We start from the raw sequence: 23,041 nt of genomic DNA on the forward strand, positions 1-23,041 counted from the left end.
CACGGGCTCCCTCGCATCCCGGTCCCTGTTGCGTCCTTCCGCAAGGCAGGATCAGGGCGCTCCCCCTCATCCCACATGCAGACCGGATTTATTTCTTTTCTTCTTTTTCCTTCTTCACAACCGTGCTCCGGATATGGAGTTCCCGCAGCTGCTTTTCGTCCACCACGTTGGGTGCCTGACACATCAGGTCGATGGCACTCTGGGATTTGGGGAAAGCAATTACGTCACGGATGGAAGGCCGTTTGGCCATGAGCATCACCAGACGGTCCAGGCCGAAGGCCAGACCCCCATGGGGAGGTGCTCCAAATTCAAAGGCTTTCAGCAGGAAGCCAAATTTTTCCTGAGCCTGTTCGTCGGTCAGGCCGATGGCTTCGAAGACCTTCTTCTGGATGTCTTCCCGATGGATACGTTCGGAACCACCGCCGATTTCCACCCCGTTCAGCACCATGTCATAGGCCTTGGCATACACATGGCCGGGATCGGTGAGCAGCTTGTCCACATCTTCATCGCAGGGAGCGGTGAAGGGATGGTGCATGGCCACATACCGGTGTTCTTCTTCGCTGTATTCGAACATGGGGAACTTCACCACCCAGGTGAAGCACAGTTTGTCCTTGTCGATGAGACCCAGACGCTTGCCCATTTCCAGACGCAGGGCGCCCAGAGCGGCAGCCACCACCTGGGGTTTCCGGTCGGCCACGAACAGCAGCACGTCGCCTTTTTCCGCCTTGCCGGCTTCCAGGATCCGCTTCATTTCTTCTTCAGAGAAGAATTTGGCAATAGGAGATTTGATGGAACCGTCATCGTTGACGATGATCCAGGCCAGCCCTTTGGCCCCGTAAATCCCTACGAATTCCACCAGACCGTCCAGTTCTCTCCGGGGGATCTTGTTGTAGCCCTTTACGTTGATGGCTTTCACCAGGCCGCCCTTTTCGATGATGTCCTTGAACACCTTGAACTGGGTCCCCTGGAGGGCTTCATTCATGTTCACCAGCTCCATGCCGAACCGCAGGTCCGGTTTGTCGCTGCCGTATTTGTCCATGGCTTCGTCCCAGGTCATCCGGGCCATGGGCACGGGAACGTCCACGCCCAGGGTTTCCTTGAACACATAGGCGATGAGTTTTTCCGTGAGGGCCATGATGTCATCCTGGTCCACAAAGGACATTTCCATATCCAGCTGGGTGAATTCCGGCTGACGGTCGGCCCGCAGGTCTTCATCCCGGAAGCACCGGGCAATCTGGAAGTACCGTTCCATCCCCGCAATCATCAGCAGCTGTTTGAACAGCTGGGGAGACTGAGGCAGCGCATAGAACTTGCCGGGGTTCACACGGCTGGGCACCAGGTAGTCCCGGGCCCCTTCCGGGGTGCTCCGGATCAGATCCGGGGTTTCGATTTCCAGGAAGTCCTGCTTGTCCAGGAAGTCCCGGACAGCCTTGGTCACCCGGTGACGGAGGATCAGGTTCTGCTGCATTTCCGGACGCCGCAGATCCAGATACCGGTAGCGGAGACGGACGTTTTCATCCACATCGATGCCATCCTGGATATAGAAGGGCGGAGTCTTGGAAGGATTCAGCACGTTCAGATCCTTCACCACCACTTCCACATCCCCGGTGGGCAGGTGGGGGTTCACGGTTTCAGCGCTCCGTTCCCGCACCAGGCCCCGGACCTGCAGCACATATTCGCTGCGGACCCCTTCCGCCTTGTGGAAATCCTTTTCGTCATGGGCCGGGTCGATGACCACCTGCACCAGACCGTGACGGTCACGGAGATCGATGAAGATGATGCCGCCGTGGTCACGCCGTTTGCTTACCCAGCCGCACAAGGTAACTGTCTTGCCGGCATCTGCTTTTCTCAAGTCACCGCAATGATGACTGCGTTCCATACTCATTTTTGTTAACACCTCTGGTTTTTATTTGTTGAAATAGGCTTCCAAAGCCCCGAAGCAGACTTCTTCCTGGCTGCTGTCCGCCATGTTCCGGACGGTGACAGCCCCTCTGGACCGTTCTTCTTCCCCGAAGATCAGGGCGAAACGGGCCTGTTCCCGGTTGGCCTGTTTCATCTGGGCCTTCATGCTCCGTTCCACCAGGTTCATGTCGCAGACAAGTCCCTTGTTCCGGAGATTGGTGACCACCCGGAAGGCATCGGCCACGCCCCCTTCGTCAGGAATGACGGCAAAGATGTCGATGGCTTCCTTGCCGGTGGGCAGCAGGTTCTGTTTTTCCATGGCCAGGAGGATCCGTTCCAGGCCGATGGCAAAGCCCACACCGGGAGTGCTGGGCCCGCCCAGTTCTTCCACCAGGCCGTCATACCGTCCTCCGCCGCCTACAGCGCTCTGGGCGCCCAGGGGGGAATACTGGATTTCGAAAGCGGTCTTGGTGTAGTAGTCCAGCCCCCGTACCAGGTTGCTGTCCACTTCATATTCCACGCCGGCTTCATCCAGCAGCTTCTTCACGGTTTCGAAGTGAGCCCGGCAGTCGTCGCACAGATGGTCGGTGATTTTGGGGGCACCGGCCATGAAGGGTTTGTCCGCATCCACCTTGCAGTCCAGGATCCGCAGCGGGCTCCGGTCGAACCGGCTCTGGCAGTCTTCGCACAGTTCACCCAGATGAGGACGGAAATAGTCCTGGAGCAGCTTCCGGTGCTGAGGACGGCAGTTGGGGCAGCCTACGGAGTTGATCTTCAGTTTCAGGTCCTTCAGGCCGAAACGCTTCAGCACCGTCAGGGCCAGGAGGATCACTTCTGCATCCACCACGGGAGATTCCGCCCCCAGGGCTTCCACCCCGAACTGGTGGAACTGTCTCATACGGCCGGCCTGAGGACGGTCATACCGGAACATGGGTCCGATATAGAACACCTTCAGCGGCATGGGTTCCGCATACAGTTTGTTTTCCACAAAGGACCGAACCACGGAAGCGGTGTTTTCCGGGCGCAGGGTCAGGCTGCGGCCGCTCCGGTCCGTAAAGGTGTACATTTCCTTGTCCACTACGTCCGTGCCGTCCCCGATTCCTCTCTGGAAGAGTTCGGTGTGTTCAAAAATCGGGGTTCTGATTTCCTGATAGTTGAATTCCCGGCATACTTCACGAATGATTTGTTCTGCATAGCGCCAGCCATTGATGGTGCCCGGCAGAATGTCTTTGGTACCACGCGGTGCCCCTGTTAACATAAAAATCCCCTCCGTCCTCACGACTTGTTTGAACTTATTAATTTTAACACAGTTTATTGGTTTTTATCAACCTGGCCTTTTTCTCCCGCATGCCAAAAATACCCGTACAGCACCTTGATGATGGCCAGCACCGGCACGGCAAAGATCAGACCGGCCACTCCGCCGATCTGGCCCCCCACCATCACCGCCAGGATGATCAGCACCGGGTGCAGGGTGATGCTGTGGCCCATAAGATTGGGCATGATCACCTGGGCATCCACCTGGTAGTACACCAGGTACAGGATCAGCACCTTAAGGGCCAGGGACGGCTTCTGGAGCAGGGCGATGAACACCGCTGACAGGGTCCCCACCACCGATCCCACCAGGGGGATCAGTTCGCTGATCATGGCCAGGAACCCCAGCACCAGGGTGTACTGGACGCCCAGGAGGGAAGTCCCTGCTGTCAGGCAGACGGCGGCAATGAAGCACAGCTTGAACATGTTGTCCACATAGGCACAGAGCATCCTTCCCATGTCCGTCAGCACCCGGTCCGCCAGGTCCTGCTTTTCGTAAGCGAACAGGCCCACCACCATCTTCTTCAGGGTCCGCCAGTCCTTCAGGAAATAGAAACTGAGGAAGGGGACCAGGGCCATGCTCACTAGGCTTTTGGCCGCCTGGACTGTGGAGGCCAGCATGTCCTTCAAAAGCCCCATAATGTAGCTGCTCAGGCTGCTGGCCGCCTGCTGGAGCATGTCCCGGGTATTGGGGGGCAGCTTCTGGGCTTCACTGCCCAGAAACAGGCTGATGCTTTCGTTGGCCCGGGCGGCCAGTCCCGGCATGGCTTTCAGCAGGGTGTTCACCTGGGTCACCAGGGGAACGATCAGCACATTGGCCGCTGCATACAGGAACAGCCCGAACAGCAGAAAGGCAATGAGCACTGCCAGGGTATTGGGAAAAGGATGGCCCTTCACCTGGATCCTTTCCAGCCGGTCCACAATGGGATACAGCAGGAAGCTCATGCCGATGGCCAGGAACACCGGCAGGAACCAGTGTCCCAGGAGATAGAAAGCCCCAAAGCCCAAAAGGCCGAAAACCAGCTTCACCACCAGGCCCCGGGGCCGCTGCTGATACTCCGTCATAGGCTCACGACCTTACTGGAGGAACGGGTTCCGGCGCTTTTCCCAGCCCACTGTGGTGGCAGGGCCGTGGCCCGGCAGCAGTTTATAGTCGTCGGGCAGCACCAGGAGCTTGGTCTTGATGGAATCCAGGATGGCGTCATAGGAGCCTCCGGGCAGATCCGTCCGGCCGATGCTTTCCAGGAATACCGTGTCCCCGCAGAATACCACCCCGTCCCCGATGATGCACACCCCGCCGGCGGTATGACCCGGGGTGGCGGCAATGGTGAAGTCCATGCCGGCTACCGTGAGTTTTTCCCCGTCGGTGAAGAATTCATCGGGGGGATCGAATTTTTTGTCCCGGTTGGTGGAATAGGACAGGCTGCTGTTCCACACCCGGAGCATGGGAGCGTCTTCCCGGCTCATGTATACTTTGGCGCCGGTGGCGTCCTTCACTTCGTCCAGGGCGGACACATGGTCCCCATGGCCGTGGGTGATGAAAATGGCCGGTACCTTTTCAATGCCGGCTTTCTGCACCGCATCCATGATCCGGTTGGCTTCGTCCCCGGGATCCACGATGATTCCCTGGTTGTTTTCCTCATTTTTGATGATGTAACAGTTTTCCTGGATCGGCCCTACGACCACCCGATAGATTTTCATGTTGCTCTGTTTCCTCCTAAAAAGTCTTTCCGCTGTCCAAAAGGATGGTTACCGGCCCGTCGTTTACCAGGGCCACTTCCATATGGGCCTGGAACTGCCCGGTGGCCACCGGGATCCCTTTGGCCCGGAGGCTGTCCGCCAGCTTCTCATACAGCCGGTTGGCCACATCCGGGACCGCCGCCTGGGTAAAGGACGGCCGCTTCCCGTGGCGCACATCCCCATACAGGGTGAACTGGGACACCAGCAGGATGCTGCCGCCCACCTGGGCCACGGACCGGTTCATCTTTTCCTCTTCATCCTCGAAGATCCGGAGCCCGGCCAGTTTTTCCGCCAGGTAGGCTCCATCCTTTTCCGTATCCTCCCGGGACACCCCCAGGAGCACCAGGAGACCAGGGCCGATGGCCCCTACGGTCTTTCCTTCCACGGTGACGGAGGCTTCCGTCACCCGCTGTACCACTGCCCGCATGGTTCCCTCACATTCCGGACACTTTCCGGTCCACTTTGTATACGCCCTTGATCCGCCGCAGCCGTCCGATGATGTAGTTCAGCTGTTCCACGCTGCTGATGTCCAGCCCCATGTCGATGTAGGCGGTTTTGTTGGGATTGGTATGGGCATTGATGGAATTGATGTTCACTTTGGTTTCGCTGGCCACGGTCATGATGTTGGCCATGACCCCAGGCTGATCCACCGCCGTAAGCCGGAGCACCACCTTGTAGGCCACGTCCGTATCCACATTCCAGGACACTTCGATCATCCGGTTGGGATCTTCCGTGTTGGCCAGCACGTTGGGGCAGTCCGCCCGGTGGACGGAAACCCCGTGGCCCCGGGTGATGTATCCCACGATCGGGTCCCCGGGAATGGGGTTGCAGCATTTGGCCAGCTTCACCATAATGTCGTCTTCCCCCTTCACCAGGATCCCGTGGCTGCCCTTGTGGGTCTTTACGGTCTTGGGTTTCAGCTCGCTGAGGAGCTGGGACAGGTTCTTGGTGGTGTTCTGGCGCTGGGTCTTCTTGTACAGATCCACCAGCTTCACCATGACTCCGTTGACCATCAGGCCCCCATAGCCCAGGGCTGCCAGCAGGTTCTCCACGCTGCCGTCCATATGGCACCGGGAGGCCACTTCCTTCAGGTTGTCGGAAGTGAGCATGGTATTCACATCATAGCCCAGCCGCCGGCATTCCCGTTCCAGCATTTCCCGGCCGTTGACGATGTTTTCTTCCCGCCGTTCCTTCTTGAAGAACTGTTTGATTTTGTTCTTGGTCTGGCTGGATCCCACAATGTTGATCCAGTCCCGGCTGGGTCCCGGAGACTGTTTGGATGTGATGATCTCCACAATGTCCCCGTTCTTCAGGTGGTAGTCCAACGGCACGATTTTCCCGTTGACCTTGGCTCCCACACAGCTGTTGCCCACCCCGGTATGGACCCGGTAGGCGAAGTCGATGGGCACGGAGCCCTCCGGCAGGTCCAGCACATCCCCCTGGGGGGTGAACACGAACACTTCGTCGGAGAACACGTCCATCTTCACGGTATTCACGAATTCATGGGGATCCCGCATGTCCTTGTGCCATTCCAGCAGCTGGCGCAGCCAGGCCATCTTGGCATCCACGCTTTTGTCCGAAGCGCTGGGCATTTTGGAGCCCCCGCTTTCTTTGTACCGCCAGTGAGCCGCCACCCCGTATTCGGATACCTTGTGCATTTCAAAGGTCCGGATCTGGATTTCCAGAGGCTGTCCGCTGGAAGCCACCACGGTAGTATGGAGGGACTGGTACCCGTTGGATTTGGGTACGGCGATGTAGTCCTTGAACCGGCCGGGAATGGGTTTCCACTTCCCGTGGACGATCCCCAGCACCCCGTAGCAGTCCTTCACCGTATCCACCAGCACCCGGACTGCCAGCAGGTCATAGATTTCATTAATGGTCTTGTGGTCCCGCTGCATCTTTTTGTAGATGCTGTAGAAGCTTTTGGGCCGGCCCTGGATCTGACAGTTGATGCCGGATTCCTCGCACAGCTTCCGGAGTTCGTCCATGGCCTCCTGGACCATGGCTTCCCGTTCGTGGCGCTTCACCTTCACCTGTTCCACCAGTTCATAGTAATGCTGGGGTTCCATGTACCGGAAGGCCAGATCCTCCAGTTCCCATTTGATGGCGTAGATCCCCAGCCGGTGAGCCAGAGGGGCGTAGATTTCCAGGGTTTCCGAAGAGATCCGTTTCTGCTTGTTCACGGGCATGTATTTCATGGTCCGCATGTTGTGCAGCCGGTCCGCCAGCTTGATCAGCACCACCCGGATATCCTTGGCCATGGCCAGGAACATTTTCCGGTAATTCTCCACCTGCTGTTCTTCCCGGGAGATGTATTCGATTTTCCCCAGTTTGGTGACCCCGTCCACCAGCATGGCCACTTCCCGGCCGAAAATGTCTTCCAGCTGGTCCAGTGTCACTTCCGTATCTTCCACCACATCATGGAGGAAGGCCGCCGCCAGGGTCACATCGTCCATCTGGAGCTGGGCCAGGATGGAGGCCACTCCCAGAGGATGGATGATATAGGGTTCCCCGGAAGCCCGTTTCTGCTTGGCATGGGCTTCCGCCGCAAAATTGTAGGCTTCCCGGACAAATTCCACCTGCCGGGGGGTCAGATATTTGCTGATCCGGGCGTAGAACTCCTCCGCACTGATCGGCTTGTCATCGAGCTGTTCCATGGTTTCACCTTCCTGCTGCCCAAAGAGCGGCGATTTCCGCCGGCTGCAGCCTCCAGCTGCGGTTCAGGGCCTGGAAACGGGCGTCATATTCCGCCTGCAGGGCCTGGAACCCTTTGGATTCCTGCATATTCTTGTGTCCCGTATCTCCCAGGGAAACCAGTCCCGCTTCCCGGGTGAACAGGTGCAATTCGTAAAAAATGTCCAGTACAGCCTGGCTGATCCGGCAGCCGTTGGGTGCCGTCAATTGGAGCAGCTGGGCTTCCTGGCAGGCGCCCTGCTCCCGCAGCCGGTTCCGTATGGTTCCGTAGCACACCCGCAGACCGGCCACATCGGGATACTGCCGGCGCAGGGTGTCCCGCCGGGCCAGGAGATCTTCCCGGCCGTACAGAAGATAGAGCCGCCCGGGCTGGTCCCCTTTCAGAGGGAATTTTCCCGGCTGGAGGACTTTTTCCGCGCCCCCGTCCCAGAACACCACCGTGGCAGTTCCCTCCGGCAATGGTGCCCCGTAGGACAGGATACAGGCTTCCGGATATTTTTCCTTTAGGGCTACACTATCCTCTACATATACTACCGTCTTTTTATCTTTTTGTAAAATACTATTTACCTCTGTCTCCTTGTTCCGGTTCTCATGGCGCCAGTCGATGATGGTATAGGGAGCTTCCACCGCCGCCACTTCCAGATCCACCGCCGTCACCCCCCGGAAGGTATTCAGCCGGGGAGAAAAGGCCAGTGCCGCCGTTTCTCCGGGATAGAAGGAATGGAACCGGGGCCCTTCCTGCCACAGGAGGCCCTTGTACCGGAATCCCCCCTGGGCAATCTGGAACTTCAGATGGTTCTGGTCCCGGCCCAGGAGAGAGACCTCTTCGATTTTCGCTTTGGCAAAACCCAGTACAGGAGCCGGGTTCCCCACCCCGAAGGGTTCCAGTTTTCCCAGCTGTTCCACCGCTTCCGGGGTGATTTCCCGGCCTTCCGGCACGAACCAGTCCGGTTCCGCTGCCGGTTCATAGGGTTTGTGGTCCAGCATCTCCGCCACCACCTGGGAAAAAGCGTCCCGGAAGGCAGGGATCTCCGCCGTCTTTATGGTGAGCCCGGCCGCCTGGGCATGGCCTCCGAACTGAACCAGATGGTCCCGGCACCGGTCCAGGGCCTGGTACAGGTCCAGGGGCGGGATGCTCCGGCAGGATCCTTTGGCCGTATCCCCGTCAATGGACAGGAGCACCGAAGGCAGATGGTATTTTTCCGTCATCCGGGAGGCCACAATGCCGATGACCCCGGGATGCCAGCCTTCTTCTCCCAGCACCAGGCTCCATTCCGGACTGCCTTGGGCTGCCAGCTGGTGTTCCGCTTCCTCAAAGATCTTCTGGCTGAGAGCCTGGCGTTCCTGGTTGGCGGAATTCAGTTCCTCCGCCAGCTCCCGGGCGGTTTCCGGCTCCTGGGCCGTAAGCAGCTTCACCGCGGTCATGGCGTCATCCAGCCGGCCGGCAGCGTTGATCCGGGGCCCCAGGCCGAAACCGATGGTGCCACTGTTGATGGCAGCCCCGGGGGCCACGGTCACATGGATCAGGGCCTGAAGTCCCAGGAGCGGACTGTGGGGCATTTTAGCCAGTCCTTTCCGGACGATTTCCCGGTTCTCATCCCGAAGGGGCACCATGTCCGCCACAGTGCCCAGGGCCACCAGTTCGATCAGATCATCCCAGAACAGCTCCGGATTTCCCGTCAGCTTCTGTTCCAGGGCCTGGCACAGTTTGAAGGCCACCCCCACCCCGGCAATGCCTTTGAAGGGATACCCATCCCCGGGCTGGTTGGGATTCACCACCGCCAGGGCCCGGGGCAGTTCCCGGGGAGCCAGATGGTGGTCAGTGATGATGATGTCCAGGTCTTTGGGAGCCTGGGCCACCACCTGGGCACCGCTGATCCCCGTATCCACCGTGATCAGCAGTTTCGTCCCCCGGCCGGCGATCTTTTCCAGGGCCGGAACATTGAGGCCATATCCTTCCCGGTCCCGCCGGGGCACGTACACATCCACCTGGGCTCCGTGGCGGCGGAGAAACAAATACAGCAGGGAACTGGCCGATGTACCATCCACGTCGTAATCCCCGTAGATAGTCATGGGTTCGCCCTGCTGCAGTGCCCCGAGGATCCGTTCCACAGCCCGGTCCATATTCTTCAGCCGGAAGGGATCGTAATAGGGCTGTTCTTTCCCTTCCAGGAATTCCTTCACCTGGGCCGGATCCGTCAGGTTCCGGCGGACCAGGATTCCGGCCAGAAGGGGCGAAAGGCCCAGTTCCCGGCACAGGGCCTGGACCTGGGGCTCCCGGTCTTCCGTATGCTTTCTGATTTTCGTATAGATCATATTCCTTCTTACTCCTTGGGCCGGAAGGGTTTGATGATGGGGTCTTTATCCTTTTTCACATCAAAAGGTTTGCTTTTTCCTTCTCCCCGCCGGGGCAGATCCATCCGGGGGATCCGGAAGCTGTCCATCCGTTCCCGCTGCTGGGCCTCCCAGGCTTCCTTCTTTTCTTCCAGCTGCCGGAGCTGTTCCTTCAGCTTCCGGTCTTTCATATAATGTCCCGCTTTCACCTTCAGGGTCCACAGACTGGCCAGGAGGAATCCCAGCAGCAGGCAGCCCATGATGATCAGGGCCAGGGACAGGGAAAAATGCCAGATGAGGAAGCTCACTTCCACAGCCGCCGCATTCTGGAGTGCAAAAATGGCAATGAACAGGGCAATGATGCCCATCAGGATCACATAAAGCATGACGCACGTCCTTTCCATCAAAATTCCAAGGATAATACACCTGCGTGATGTTCTATTATACCGTATTTTGGGGAGAAAAAGAAGGGGCTGTTGCTTGTGCAACAGCCCCTTCTTTATACGCTCTTCTTGTATCCCGTTTTCCGGTCCACCAGATTTTCCAGCGGCTCACCGGCCAAATAGTGTTTCAGGTTCCGGGCGGCAATGGCCACGGCTTTGTCCCAGGTCTGGGGCAGGTGATGGTCCCCGCTGATGTGGGGAGTGATCAGGAGATTGGGCACATCCCACAGGGGACTGTCTGCCGGCAAAGGTTCCGGATCCGTCACATCCAGAGCCGCCCCGGCCAGATGCTCTTCCGAAAGGGCCCGGGCCAGGTCCTCCTGGACCACCGCATTTCCCCGGCCGCAGTTGATAAAGAAGGCTCCGGGCTTCATGGCCTGGAACATCCCGGCATCATACAGATGGGTGGTTTCCGGCGTCCCCGGCAGCACGCTGGCCACTACATCCGCCTGTCCCAGGAACCCTGGCAGATCTTCCAGGGTCCCCATTTGGTCCGCTTCGGTCGGGATTTCCCCCCGGTGCCGGCGGATGCCGATCACGTGGGCCCCCAGCAGCCGGCACAGCCGTCCGTAAGACCGGCCGATGTCCCCAAAGCCCACCACCACCACGGTGGCCCCTTCCAGGCTGGTCACTTCCCCTTCATCCTTCCACTGATGCTGCAGCTGGTTCCGGTGGTACAGGTACAGCTTCTTCTGGAGGGACAGGGTCAGGGCCAGCATATGTTCCGAAAGAGCCTGGCCATAGGCTCCGGTGCAGTTGGTCAGCTGGACGGAAGGATCCAGGATCCCTGGTTTGCAGTAGGCGTCGGCCCCGGCGGAATTCAGCTGGACCCATTTCAGACCGGCAAGGCCTGCCAGCTTTTTAGGGGCCACATTGCCGATGATCACTTCCGCCCCCTGGAGGGTGTCCAGGTCCTTTCCGTAGCAGAATTCCGCTCCGGGAGCCGCCTTCTCCAGCACTTTTCTGTCCTTTTCCCGCATAAACATGGGTACCGCGATTTTCATGGTATCAGTCCTTTCCTTGTGGGCTGTCGGAAGGAACCCGTCCAGCAGGTTCCTTGAAAAAAACGCAGCCTGCGGCTGCTAACCCACCACCATTGCGGAGACGCAACGGTCCCCCGCCCTTGTAAAGGGCGGATAAATTGCACGTCTGGCTTACGCCTTGGTATCAATAAGCAAGGGCCGAAGGCTCAATCGTATATCCGTCCCTTTTCAAGGGCGGGGGACCAGCCACAAGGCTGGTGGTGGGTTAGCAGCCCTGAGGCTGCGTTTTTGTTGGCAAAAATTTGCCTGCAAATTTTATCCCTTGGCCACTGGCCGGAAATAAGGCGCTGCAGGCGCCTTATCTCCCCAGTTTCTTCCGGAAAAACAGCCACATGCTCCCGGCCAGGAAGGTGGAGGTGTAGAACCCGCTGCCAAAGCCCACCAGCATGGCGAAGGAGAAGTTGTGGATGGTCTCTCCCCCGAACAGGAAAATGGCCACCACCGCAAACAGGGTGGTCAGGGTGGTGTAAACACTCCGGGTCATGGTCTGCCAGATGCTGGCATCCACCAGATCCCCCATGCTTTCGTTCCGCCGGTGGATGTGGAGATTTTCCCGGATCCGGTCGAACACCACAATGGTTCCGTTTACGGAATACCCTACAACGGTCAGCAGAGCCGCCACAAAGGAGGAGTCGATTTCCAGGTGGAGCACCGAGAACCAGGTCAGGGTCACCAGCACGTCAATGATCAGGGCTACAATGGCCGCCAGGGCGAACCGGAGCTCAAACCGGATGGTGATGTAGATGATCATCAGCACCCAGCTGAGGACTACAGCCCCCACGGCGCTTTTCACCAGGTCGCTGCCTACGGTGGCTCCCACGTTTTCCACCCGGAGCACTTCATTTTTCCCCAGGCGGCTGGTAAGATCATTCATCACTTCCACCCGCTGGCTGTCGCTCACAAGGCCTGTACGGATCAGCACCGACTGGCTGCTTTCCACCTGCTGGTCACTGCTGCCCAGCTGGATCACACTGCTGCCCAGCTGATGGTCGCTCAGTACGCTCCGGACCTGGGCCACAGTCACCGGCTGTTCGAACTTGATATCCAGGATGCTGCCCCCGGTGAAATCGATTCCCAGGTTGAAGCCCCGGGTGAACATGGAAACAATCCCTACAATCAGTACCACAGCCGTAATGGAAAAGAAGATCCTGGCATGCTTGACTATGGAAAACTTTTTCATCGTGCCGCCTCCCCTTTTCCGTCTTTTGTTTTCGGCTGAGGGGCCTTAGCCCCGAACCAGGCCGGATTCTTGGTGAAATTGCTGCCAATGAAAGCGCTGAGGATGAACTTGGTCACCGTCACGGCCGTGAACATACTGATCAGCACCCCCAGAGCCAGGGTCACCGCAAAGCCCTTGATGGGGCCGGTGCCCAGATAGAACAGCACCGCAGCCGCCATGAGGGTGGTCACGTTGGAGTCCAGGATGGTGGTGAAGGCCCGGGAGAACCCGGCGCTTACCGCCGCCCGGAGGGTCTTGCCCCCCAGGATCTCTTCCTTGAACCGTTCAAAGATCAGCACGTTGGCATCCACAGCCATACCGATGGACAGGATGATCCCGGCGATTCCCGGCAGGGTCAGGGTAGCGTTGAGCCCCTTCATCACGGCCAAAAGAAGCAGGGTATACAGCAGCAGCACAATATCAGCCACCAGACCGGACAGCCGGTAATACAGCAGCATGAACAGGAACACCCCGGCCAGACCGATGGCAAAAGCCTTCATGCTGGCGTCCTTGGCGTCCTGGCCCAAGGTGGGGCCTACGGTGCGGTTTTCCACCACTTCCAGTTTCACCGGCAGAGAGCCGCTGCGCAGGAGGATGGCCAGATGTTCCGCTTCCTTGGCGTCCTTGGACCCGGTGATCTGGGCATTGCCCCCGGTAATGGGTTCGCTGACCCGGGGAGCGGTGAGCACGTTGCCGTCCAGCAGGATGGCAATCTGCCGGCCCACGTTCCGGGCGGTCAGGTCGGCGAATTTCTTGGCTCCTTCTTCATTGAACTGAAGGGTGACCACCGGCTGGCCGCTCTGGTCCGCGCTGGCCTTGGAATCCTTCAGATCCTTCCCGGTAAGGACGGTGTTCCCGTCCATGTCCTTGAATTCCAGCATGGCCGTCTTGCCCAGCATGGCAATGGCCTGTTCCGGATCCTTCACCCCGGGCAGTTCCACAATGATTTTGTCCTTGCCCTGGCGCTGGATCACCGGTTCCGTCAGGCCCAGCTCGTTGACCCGGCGTTCGATGATCTGGATGGACCGGTTGATGGCATCATCGTCCACCTTGCTCTCCGGGGTTTCCTGGGCCTGGAGCACTACATGGGTGCCGCCCTGGAGGTCCAGCCCCTGCTTTACCGTACTGGCCAGAGGTTTGATGAATACGGCAAAAGCAATCACAATGGCCAGCACTGAAACCAGCAGCTTGACCCGATTTTTACTTTCCAAAACGATTCCCCCTCATTTTCCGTTATTCTTGCATACCCGCAGTCCTTTTTCCGTACACAGATAACGGACCTTTGCGTCATGGGCACTGGTGGGCAGCTCTTTTTGCACCTGCACTTCGTACCCGATTGCCATGGGAACCCCTTTGGTGCACCGTGGCAGGAACCGGTCATAATACCCGGCCCCCCGGCCCAGCCGTTCTCCCTGGGAGGTGAAGCCCAGTCCCGGAGTCAGCACCAGGTCGATGTCTTCCGGCGCCACTGTTTCCACCGGTTCCTGGGGAGTACGGATCCCGTACCGGTCCCGGGCCAGCTTCTTCAGTGTCACCAGCCGTGCGGCGGCCATTTGGCCAGGTCCTTCCAGGATCTGGGGCACGCACACGGTCTTGCCCATATTGAGGGCGGTCTGGAGAGCCTGATCGATGTTCACTTCTCCCGGTTCCCCCAGATACCCCATGATCACTTTCCCTTCCAGGAACAGCCGGCTGTTTACGATGTGGCTGTTGATTTCCCGGTTGAACCGGTGGATTTCCCGCTGGTTCAGCCGCAGGATCTTTTCCCGGATCTCCTGGCGGACAGCTTTCTTATCCATTATTTTTCTTCTCCGTTCCCTTCTGCCTGGGCAGCTCCTTCAGCAGGGGCTTCCGCCGGTTTGGCTTCCGGTTGGACAGGCGTTTCCTTCTTGCTTTCCTTCTTGGTGAAGGCAGAAGTGATTACGCCGCCTACGGCAGATTTCCTGATGTGGAATTCCACCCCTTCGGCCACCTTGATCCGGACCTTGTCTTCCTGGACCTTGGTGATGGTGCCCAGGATGCCGCCGATGGTCACAATGTTGGTGCCCACCTTCAGAGAATCCAGCATCTCACTGCGTTTCTTCTGGTCCCGTTTCTGGGGACGGTAGATCATTACATAGAAGATCACACCCATGAGAATGAAAGGCCAAGCCATTTGAAGCAGATTGTCCATCGAAAATTACCTCCTTGTGGTTTCATAGTTCTCTAAGAACGCTGCCCGGAATTCGGGGAACGTATCGTTAGCGATGGCTTTTCTCATATCCTCTGCAAATTTTAGCAGAAAATGGAGATTATGTATAGACAAGAGCCGCAGGGCCAGGATTTCTTCCGCCTTGAACAGATGGCGGATGTAGGCCCGGCTGAAGTTCCGGCAGGTATAGCAGTCACAGTGCTCGTCAATGGGCCGCCAGTCTTCCGCATACTGGGCGTTCCGCACCACCAGCCGGCCGGTGGGGAGCATGGCGGTGCCGTTCCGGGCCACCCGGGTGGGATACACGCAGTCGAACATGTCCACCCCCAGGTTCACCCCTTCCACCAAACAGTCCGGGGTGCCCACTCCCATAAGATACCGGGCCTTGTCCTTGGGCATGTGCCGGGTGGTCTTGTCCAGGATGTCGTACATCAGGGGATGAGGTTCCCCTACGGACAGGCCCCCGATGGCGAACCCGGCGAAGTCCATGTCCGTAATGGCCTTGGCGCTGTATTCCCGCAGATCCGGGTACATGCCTCCCTGGATGATACCGAAGAGACCCTGGTCTTCCCGGGTCTTGGCTTCCAGGCACCGCCGGGCCCAGCGGGTGGTCCGTTCCGTGGACTGTTTGGCATAGCCGTGGTCCGCCGGATAGGGGATGCATTCATCGAAAGCCATGATAATGTCCGCCCCCAGGTCCTCCTGGGCTTTGGTGGCCACTTCCGGGTTCAGGAACTGCCGGGAGCCGTCCAGATGGGTCCGGAACATGACCCCTTCTTCGGTGATCTTCCGCATCTCTCCCAGGCTGAACACCTGGAAGCCGCCGCTGTCGGTGAGCATCCCCCGTTTGTAGTTCATGAACTTGTGGAGGCCGCCGGCTTTCCGGACCAGCTCCGTCCCCGGCCGGAGGAACAGGTGGTAGGTGTTGGACAGGATCACCTGGGAGTGCATGGCGTACAGCTCTTCCGGGGTCAGGGTCTTCACTGTGGCCTGGGTCCCCACCGGCATGAACATGGGGGTGTCGAAGGTCCCGTGGGGGGTGTGGAGTTTCCCCAGCCGGGCCCCGCTCCGGGAATCTTCCTTGATGAGTTCGAAATAGACGGAATGCATATTTTCTCCTTTAATGAATGAACATGGCGTCGCCGAAGCTGAAGAACCGGTACTTCTCCTGAACCGCCACCTTATAGGCGTGGAGGATGTTTTCCCGGGTGCTGAGGGCGGACACCAGCATGATCAGCGTACTCTGGGGCAGATGGAAATTGGTCACCAGGGCATCCACGAACCGGAACTGATAGCCCGGATAGATGAAGATGCTGGTCCAGTTGCCCCCGGCTTTCATTTCTCCGCTGGCTCCGGCACTTTCCAGGGTCCGGACGGAGGTGGTGCCCACGGCGATGATCCGCCGTCCTTCCCGTTTGGCTTTGTTAATGGCGTCCGCCGCCTCCTGGGACACGGTGTAGAATTCCCGGTGCATCTTGTGGTCCTCAATCCGGCTTTCATTCACCGGACGGAAGGTGCCCAGCCCCACATGGAGGGTGACGAACACTTCTTCCACTCCCATGTCCCGGATCTTCTGGAGCAGTTCCTTGGTGAAATGGAGCCCGGCGGTAGGGGCCGCCGCGCTGCCCCGTTCCCGGTTGTACACGGTCTGATACCGTTCCTTGTCCTGGAGCTTTTCGTGGATATAAGGCGGCAGAGGTGTTTCTCCCAGCCGGTCCAGGATTTCCTCAAAGATCCCGTCATATTGGAACCGGGCGATCCGGCCCCCGAAATCCGTGGTTTCCAGGATCTCACAGCTCAGTTCATCGCTGAACTTGATCTGAGCTCCTTTCTGGAGCTTCTTCCCGGGCTTCACCAGGACTTCCCAGTCCGTGGCGTTCTTCCGGGTCAGCAGGAATACTTCCACATGGGCTCCGGTGGTCTTGAACCCGTGGAGCCGGGCCGGGATGACCCGGGTGTCGTTGAACACCAGCACATCTCCGGGCTTCAGATATTCCGGCAGATTGAAGAAATGCCGGTGTTCCAGTTCTCCGGTCTTTTTGTCCATCACCAGCAGCCGGGAAGAATCCCGGGGTTCCACCGGTGTCTGGGCAATCAGTTCCTGTGGCAGATCATAGTCAAAATCAGTAACTTCCATTTGTTTTCTCTCCTAATAAACCTGTTTTATCGTTATACCCCGATAATAATGGGACAGGATAGTCTTGTAATTGTTCTTTTTTTCCTTCTGGAGGGCCATGCCCCGGGCGCCCCACTGGCTCAGGCCGACCCCGTGGCCGAACCCGTTGCCGATGAAGCTCACCTTTTCTCCCTCCACATTGGAAAACAACCGCATGTCTCCCACACTGGCTCCGTCCGGCACATCCTTTTTTCCGTCCCCGATGGGGATGGTCTTTTTTCCGATGGGATATCCATAGCCGTTGGTGATGGTCACGTCCAGTTCTTTGGGCCGTTCCAGGCCGATCTGCACATCAAACAGCGTGCTGTTCAGATCCAGCAGAGACCGGACCTGGGTGCCGGTAAGGGTAACGTTTTTTTTCGACCCCACAAAGGTCAGCCGCTTCACCCGTCCGGAAACACCCCGGTCCGGGGTCCAGCGCATGGGAGCTGGCGTCCGGGCAGACAGCCGGATTCCCTGAAGGTCCCCCAGTTCGTAGCCTCCCTGGCTCAGGAGCCGGGTCAGCTGGGCCTTGGTAAAGGTCCTGGTCCAGGCATATTTGGGGGAATCCTGGTCGTAATCCGGCACCGCCTGGAGATAGGGGATGTCCTTCCCCCACACGGCACTGGCCGCTTCCGTATAACCGCCTCCGCTGCTGTGGAACACCGCCTGGATGGGAGCCCCGTCATAAAGGGCCGCCATGCCGCTGGTGGCATCCACCAGTTTGGAGGTGTTGGCGTGTTCCGCGGAAAGGCCTCCATACACCTGGCCCAGTTCGTTGGCCCGGATGTCGAAATTGGGATACTTCCCGTTGTCCATACTGTACAGGGCAAAGCTCCGGGCCGCCACTGCCTGGGCCTTGATGGCTTCGTCCGGCCACAGGGGCAGCACTTCCTTGGCCACCACCCCATAGAGATACTGCTCCAGGGGCAGGGTATTCACCACATTCAGGTTCTTTTTCCCGCTGTTCAGGAGCACCGTCAGGGCGCCCCGGTACTTTTTCCGGTTCACCAGCAGGGGATTTTTGGCATCCGCCGCCACAAGGGACACCTGACTGCCGGACAGCTTTTTCTGGTCCGCATACAGGGAGCCGTTCTTTACGCTGATGAAATGGTTCCCCGGATTCAACACCGTGGTCCGGCCGCCGGCATCCACCACTTTGATTTTCCCGGCAGAACTCACTTGGGCTGAAAACTGGTTCACCGCCAGTCCCACCCGAAGCCGGGGTCCTCCCCCTGCCGCCAGGACCACAGCGTGGATCAGCAGCAGGAAGAAGGCCGTCAGGAAAAGGGTCCGTTTCCCTTTCATTTGCTTCCGTCCTCCGTGGGATAGGGCACTCCCAGATACTGGTAGGCGGCCAGGGTGGCCTGCCGTCCCTTGGGTGTCCGCTGGAGCATCCCCAGCTGCATCAGATAGGGTTCATACACATCTTCCAGGGTCTCAGTCTCCTCGTTGAGGGAAGCTGCCAGGGTATCCACCCCCACCGGCCGTCCGCCGAAATCCTTCACCAGCTTCTTCAGCAGCCGCCGGTCGTTCTGGTCCAGGCCCAAATCGTCGATTTCCAGCCGCTTCATGGCATCCCGGCACACGTCCCGGGTAATGGTGTCGTGGCCCCCCACTTCCGCAAAGTCCCGGACCCGTTTCAGCAGCCGGTTGGCCACCCGGGGAGTGCCCCGGCTCCGGCGTCCGATTTCATAGGCCCCTTCCGGATCGATGGTCACTTTCAAAATTTCCGCCGCCCGTTCCACAATGATCTGGAGTTCTTCCGGAGTGTAGAATTCCAGGTGGCAGATCACCCCGAACCGGTCCCGCAGAGGTGCCGCAATGGATCCCATCCGGGTGGTGGCCCCAATCAGGGTGAACCGGGGCAGATCCAGCCGGACGCTCCGGGCTGCCGGCCCCTTGCCGATGATAATGTCCAGGGCATAGTCTTCCATGGCGGAATAGAGGATTTCCTCCACAGTTTTGGGCAGCCGGTGGATTTCATCGATGAACAGTACATCGCTGTCGCTGAGATTGGTGAGGATGGCCGCCAGGTCCCCCTGGCGCTCCAGGGCCGGACCGCTGGTGATCCGGATGTTCACGTTCAGCTCATTGGCGATGATGTTGGCCAGAGTGGTCTTCCCCAGGCCCGGAGGCCCATAGAGCAGCACATGGTCCAGGGCTTCCTTCCGTTTCAGGGCCGCCTGGATGAAAATCTCCATATTCTTTTTCACTTTGGACTGGCCGATGTATTCCGCCAGCCGCCGGGGACGCAGGCTGTACTGCCAGCCGTCCTGTTCCTGCTCGTGCCCGGCAATCACGCGATTGGTATCTTCCATTTAACTCCTCCTGGCCAAAAGGCGCAGAGCCTCCTTCAGAAGGTCCTCCGCCCTGCTGTCAGCAGTGATTTTCAGTTTCTTCAGCACCTGGGCAATCTCTCCCTGGGTATACCCCAGATAGCTGAGCCCTTCGGACACAGCCCCCAGGGTGGTGGTGTCGTCTTCCGGGAATTCCCCGTCAAAGCCTTCCCCCGTTCCCTCTTCTTCCAGACCTTCCGGTCCGGTCATGTCCTTTAATTCCAGCAGCAGCCGTTCTGCGGTTTTCTTTCCGATTCCCGGCAGCTTGGTCAAAAACTTCAGGTCCCGGTTCTTCACCGCCAGATAGAAGGCATCCACCTTGGCCGCTGACAGGATCCCCTGGGCCACCTTGGGGCCGATGCCGCTGACGGTGATCAGCTGGGTGAACAGGGAATAGGCGTCGTAGGACAGGAAGCCGAACAGTTGGAGGGCATCCTCCCGTACGGACAGATAGGTGTAGATTTTCACCTTCTGATCCACCTGGATTCGGGACAGATCCCCGGTATTCAGGAAGATCCGGTAGCCCACCCCCTGGGTGTCCACCAGACAGAAATTCGTTCCAATATGGTCCACCCGTCCGGTAATGAATCCAATCATCGCATTCTCTCCCGCAGTTCCTGTTCCCGGATGAAGTTCAGCCCTGTGATTCCGATGGCCAGGGCATCGGCCACATCATCCGGTTTGGGTTTTTCCTCGATATGGAGCAGTTTCTGCACCATATAGGTCACCTGTTCCTTGTTGGCCCGTCCGGTCCCGGTGATGGCCTGCTTCACCTGGATGGGGGTATAGCCATATACCGGGATGCCCGCCCGGGCCGCTGTGAGCAGGATAACCCCCCGGGCCTCTCCCACTGCAATGGCCGTGGTCACATTCCGGTTGAAAAACAGTTTTTCCACGGACATGAAATCCGGATGGAACCGGTCGATCAGATCCGTCAGTTCTTCATAGATTTTATTCAGCCGCCGCTCCGGCAGCATGTCCTTGTCGGTAAAAACGGCCCCATAGTGGACCGGGATCAGCCGGCTCCGTTCCAGCCGCACCAGCCCGTAGCCGCAGATTGCCGTTCCCGGGTCGATACCCAATGCCAGCATATCCTGTTTCCCTCCTTAGGGTCAAAAAGCCGGCCTCCGGGGAAGCCCTTCCCCAGCTGGCCGGCCGTATTCATTCCTGGGATGGCTGTGAGGCAGCTTCCCCCTTATTCTTCCTCAGGCAGGTCAGCGTTCGTATAAACGTCCTGCACGTCGTCCAGATCGTTGAAGGCATCAATCATGTTCTGGACTTTTTCTGCATCTTCCCCGGTGACTGCCACAGTGTTGTCCGGAATCAGGGACAGTTCACTCATGGCCACTTCGATGTTGTGGTCGGCCAGAGCCTTTTCCACGGCATCATAATCTTCCGGAGCGGTGGTGATCACATAGGCGTCATCGGTGGTTTCCATGTCTTCCGCACCGGCATCCAGTGCCACTTCCATCACTTCGTCTTCAGAAGGAGCCCCTTCCTTTTCCACAGTGAACACGCCTTTGTTCTTGAACATCCAGCCCACGCAGCCGGATTCCCCCATGTTCCCGCCTTTGGAGAACACGTGCCGCACATCGGCAGCCGTCCGGTTCCGGTTGTCCGTCAGAGCGCTGACCATAATGGCCACCCCGGCCGGGCCGTAGCCTTCGTAGGTGATCTGTTCGTAGTTGGAGCCTTCGGTGGCACCCTGGCCTTTGGCGATGGCCCGTTTGATATTGTCCTTGGGGATGTTGTTGGCTTTGGCCTTGGACAAAGCCAGTTTCAGTCTCATATTGCCAGTAGGATCAGGACCGCCCATGCGTACTGCAATGGTGATTTCCCGGCCGATCTTCGTGGTGATCTTCCCACGGAGGGCATCAGCCTTTCCCTTTTTGAATTTGATATTTGCCCACTTGGAATGTCCTGACATGTTAACTTCCTCCTACCTAAATTCGAAAACGCCGGGTATGGAGCCCTGTTTTCAACGTACTCATACCCGGCTATTTTATCACACTCTGTTTATTTGCGCAAATATACCCGTTCCATGTCCACGTTCTTCACGCCGTCCATGGCTTTATCGATTTTCCCGGCACTGTCCGCCTGGGTGGTGCCTGCAAACCGTTTCAGCAGCACCCGGGTGAGGCCCGGTTCCGTCAGAGCCCCCGGTCCGTTGAGACAGCCTTTCTGGCAGGCCATCCCTTCCAGATACTGGAGATCCAGTTTCCCGGCTTCCACATCCTTCAGGGCCCCCAGACACTCATCCAGCCCGTTGCAGTACAGGGTCTTCAGAGATTCCACATCCACTTCCGGATGGTTCTCCCGGATATAGTCCTTCACAGCGGTGCTTACCCCGGCCGCCTGAGGGAAGCTGCACCCGTCAGCGGAAGAAGCAGGATGGAACGGAGCCACTTCGCAGGCTGCCGGGTCGATGCCCTGGCTGTCCATCATGCACTTCAGTTCTTCGAAGGTCAGCACAAAGTCGATTTCGTCCGGATGTTCCCGGGCTTCCACCTTTTTGGCGATGCAGGGACCGATGAAGCAGGTGAGGGCACCAGGATGGGCGTACTTTTCCAGCTTGCTCCGGGCCACCATGGGAGACACCGCATCGGAAATGCAGTCCGCCAAACCCGGGGCATGGCGCTTTACTGTAGCCACAAAGGCCGGGCAACAGGAACTGGTCATGATTTTCTGTTTGCCGGTGGGCACCTTTTCCAGGAATTCTTCCGCTTCGGAAATGGTGGTCATGTCCGCACCCAGGGCCACTTCCTTCACAGAAGCAAAGCCCAGTTCCTGACAGGCCTTCACAATCTGCCCCGGCTGTACCTTCAAACCAAACTGGCCCACAAAGGAAGGAGCCAGGAGAGCCACCACTTCCTTGCCGCTCTTGATGGCCTGGATCAATTGGACGATATGGCTCCGTTCCTCGATGGCGCCGAAGGGGCAGGCACCCCGGCAGGCACCGCATTCCACGCAGATGTTCTTGTCGATTTCCGCTTTTTTGTTCTTGCCGGTATGGAGGGCATGGACCTTGCAGGCATTTTCACAGGGACGGGCGATTTCCACTACAGCGCCGTAGGGGCAGGCCCGTTTGCAGTTGCCGCATTCGATGCACATGTCATAGTCGATATGGGCACGGCCCTGGTATACGGAAATAGCCTTCTTGGGGCAACCGTTCATGCACCGGTGGGTCAGACAGCGGCGGCACACGTCGGTGATCATGTACTTGTTCACCGGGCAGGCAGAGCAGGCTTCCGGCAGCACGGCAATTACATGCTGGGTCCGGTCCACCGGTTCCGTGGTGGCCTTGTTGGCGGCGTCGATGATGTTCATGTCCTCGTACACACCCAGGGCCACACAGATCCGTTCCTTCAGCACCGCCCGTTCCTTGTGGACACAGCACCGGGTCCGGGGGGTGTTTTCGTTGACGATCTGCAGCACATCATACACATGGTCCGGCAGATTCCCGTCATAGGCCATTTTCGACAGCATGGTCAGCACTTTCCGTCTGATATTCGTAATAACAGTGACTTCCATTTCTTGCTCCCCTTTGAATCAATGAAATTCGATCATTCTACATGCCCTCTATCATATCATATTTTACAAGAAAAAATAAGCCGGGAACTGTACTTTTTTAAGTCAAACTGACACAAAAGTTACACTTATCCATAGATTT

General features: G+C 58.3%; 21 protein-coding genes. All 21 read right to left on the reverse strand.

The genetic code is table 11. From position 1 onward, the window contains the following. Positions 1-88 precede the first annotated feature (88 nt). Positions 89-1,885 carry an aspartate--tRNA ligase gene (aspS, locus tag FX155_RS08360; RefSeq protein WP_154488411.1) on the reverse strand — a complete coding sequence of 599 codons (1,797 nt, stop codon included), beginning with the start codon at positions 1,883-1,885 and terminating at the stop codon, positions 89-91. Between the two features lie 21 nt (positions 1,886-1,906). Further along, positions 1,907-3,160 carry a histidine--tRNA ligase gene (gene hisS / locus FX155_RS08365; RefSeq protein WP_022486661.1) on the reverse strand — a complete coding sequence of 418 codons (1,254 nt, stop codon included), beginning with the start codon at positions 3,158-3,160 and terminating at the stop codon, positions 1,907-1,909. A gap of 53 nt (positions 3,161-3,213) precedes the next feature. Next, positions 3,214-4,278, reverse strand: coding sequence for an AI-2E family transporter (locus FX155_RS08370; RefSeq protein ID WP_022486660.1), 1,065 nt, complete (start codon positions 4,276-4,278; stop codon positions 3,214-3,216). A 12-nt stretch (positions 4,279-4,290) separates the two neighbouring features. Then, positions 4,291-4,914 carry an MBL fold metallo-hydrolase gene (locus tag FX155_RS08375; protein ID WP_022486659.1) on the reverse strand — a complete coding sequence of 208 codons (624 nt, stop codon included), beginning with the start codon at positions 4,912-4,914 and terminating at the stop codon, positions 4,291-4,293. A 16-nt stretch (positions 4,915-4,930) separates the two neighbouring features. Next, complete coding sequence (dtd, locus tag FX155_RS08380; protein ID WP_154488412.1) at positions 4,931-5,380, reverse strand: D-aminoacyl-tRNA deacylase; 450 nt, start codon at positions 5,378-5,380, stop codon at positions 4,931-4,933. A gap of 7 nt (positions 5,381-5,387) precedes the next feature. Further along, positions 5,388-7,610: a RelA/SpoT family protein gene (locus FX155_RS08385; RefSeq protein WP_022486657.1), complete on the reverse strand. Its 2,223-nt coding sequence runs from the start codon at positions 7,608-7,610 to the stop codon at positions 5,388-5,390. A gap of 4 nt (positions 7,611-7,614) precedes the next feature. After that, positions 7,615-9,963, reverse strand: a complete 2,349-nt coding sequence (recJ, locus tag FX155_RS08390) for a single-stranded-DNA-specific exonuclease RecJ (RefSeq protein ID WP_154488413.1) — start codon at positions 9,961-9,963, stop codon at positions 7,615-7,617. 8 nt (positions 9,964-9,971) lie between these two features. Beyond that, complete coding sequence (locus FX155_RS08395; protein WP_022487551.1) at positions 9,972-10,367, reverse strand: LapA family protein; 396 nt, start codon at positions 10,365-10,367, stop codon at positions 9,972-9,974. A gap of 113 nt (positions 10,368-10,480) precedes the next feature. After that, positions 10,481-11,428 (reverse strand): D-2-hydroxyacid dehydrogenase, encoded by a 948-nt coding sequence (locus tag FX155_RS08400; protein WP_154488414.1) that lies wholly within the window; start codon positions 11,426-11,428, stop codon positions 10,481-10,483. A gap of 337 nt (positions 11,429-11,765) precedes the next feature. After that, on the reverse strand, positions 11,766-12,647 hold the full coding sequence (gene secF, locus FX155_RS08405) for a protein translocase subunit SecF (RefSeq protein WP_022487411.1): 882 nt from the start codon (positions 12,645-12,647) through the stop codon (positions 11,766-11,768). Continuing rightward, on the reverse strand, positions 12,644-13,897 hold the full coding sequence (secD, locus tag FX155_RS08410) for a protein translocase subunit SecD (RefSeq protein ID WP_022487412.1): 1,254 nt from the start codon (positions 13,895-13,897) through the stop codon (positions 12,644-12,646). Before secD ends, secF begins: the two co-directional genes overlap by 4 nt. 12 nt (positions 13,898-13,909) lie before the next feature. Further along, positions 13,910-14,485, reverse strand: coding sequence for a 5-formyltetrahydrofolate cyclo-ligase (locus FX155_RS08415; RefSeq protein ID WP_154488415.1), 576 nt, complete (start codon positions 14,483-14,485; stop codon positions 13,910-13,912). Next, complete coding sequence (gene yajC / locus FX155_RS08420; protein ID WP_154488416.1) at positions 14,485-14,859, reverse strand: preprotein translocase subunit YajC; 375 nt, start codon at positions 14,857-14,859, stop codon at positions 14,485-14,487. Before yajC ends, FX155_RS08415 begins: the two co-directional genes overlap by 1 nt. A gap of 6 nt (positions 14,860-14,865) precedes the next feature. Beyond that, the gene (gene tgt, locus FX155_RS08425; protein WP_154488417.1) at positions 14,866-15,987 is read right to left on the reverse strand and encodes a tRNA guanosine(34) transglycosylase Tgt; all 1,122 of its coding nucleotides are present in this window, start codon (positions 15,985-15,987) and stop codon (positions 14,866-14,868) included. A gap of 10 nt (positions 15,988-15,997) precedes the next feature. Further along, entirely contained in the window at positions 15,998-17,014 is a 1,017-nt protein-coding gene (queA, locus tag FX155_RS08430) for a tRNA preQ1(34) S-adenosylmethionine ribosyltransferase-isomerase QueA (protein WP_154488418.1), read from the reverse strand. 12 nt (positions 17,015-17,026) lie between these two features. After that, positions 17,027-18,340: a SpoIID/LytB domain-containing protein gene (locus tag FX155_RS08435; protein ID WP_154488419.1), complete on the reverse strand. Its 1,314-nt coding sequence runs from the start codon at positions 18,338-18,340 to the stop codon at positions 17,027-17,029. Continuing rightward, the gene (ruvB, locus tag FX155_RS08440; protein WP_154488420.1) at positions 18,337-19,353 is read right to left on the reverse strand and encodes a Holliday junction branch migration DNA helicase RuvB; all 1,017 of its coding nucleotides are present in this window, start codon (positions 19,351-19,353) and stop codon (positions 18,337-18,339) included. The genes FX155_RS08435 and ruvB overlap by 4 nt, the downstream gene beginning before the upstream one ends. After that, positions 19,354-19,968, reverse strand: coding sequence for a Holliday junction branch migration protein RuvA (ruvA, locus tag FX155_RS08445; RefSeq protein WP_154488421.1), 615 nt, complete (start codon positions 19,966-19,968; stop codon positions 19,354-19,356). Then, positions 19,965-20,462: a crossover junction endodeoxyribonuclease RuvC gene (gene ruvC, locus FX155_RS08450; protein WP_022487420.1), complete on the reverse strand. Its 498-nt coding sequence runs from the start codon at positions 20,460-20,462 to the stop codon at positions 19,965-19,967. The genes ruvA and ruvC overlap by 4 nt, the downstream gene beginning before the upstream one ends. Positions 20,463-20,566: 104 nt before the next feature. Continuing rightward, positions 20,567-21,298: a YebC/PmpR family DNA-binding transcriptional regulator gene (locus FX155_RS08455; protein ID WP_022487421.1), complete on the reverse strand. Its 732-nt coding sequence runs from the start codon at positions 21,296-21,298 to the stop codon at positions 20,567-20,569. A gap of 89 nt (positions 21,299-21,387) precedes the next feature. After that, a complete protein-coding gene (locus tag FX155_RS08460; RefSeq protein ID WP_154488422.1) occupies positions 21,388-22,902 on the reverse strand; it encodes a 4Fe-4S dicluster domain-containing protein in 1,515 nt (504 codons plus the stop codon). Positions 22,903-23,041: the final 139 nt, after the last annotated feature.

This window comes from Acidaminococcus fermentans (assembly GCF_009696675.1).
Taxonomy (GTDB): Bacteria; Bacillota; Negativicutes; order Acidaminococcales; family Acidaminococcaceae; genus Acidaminococcus.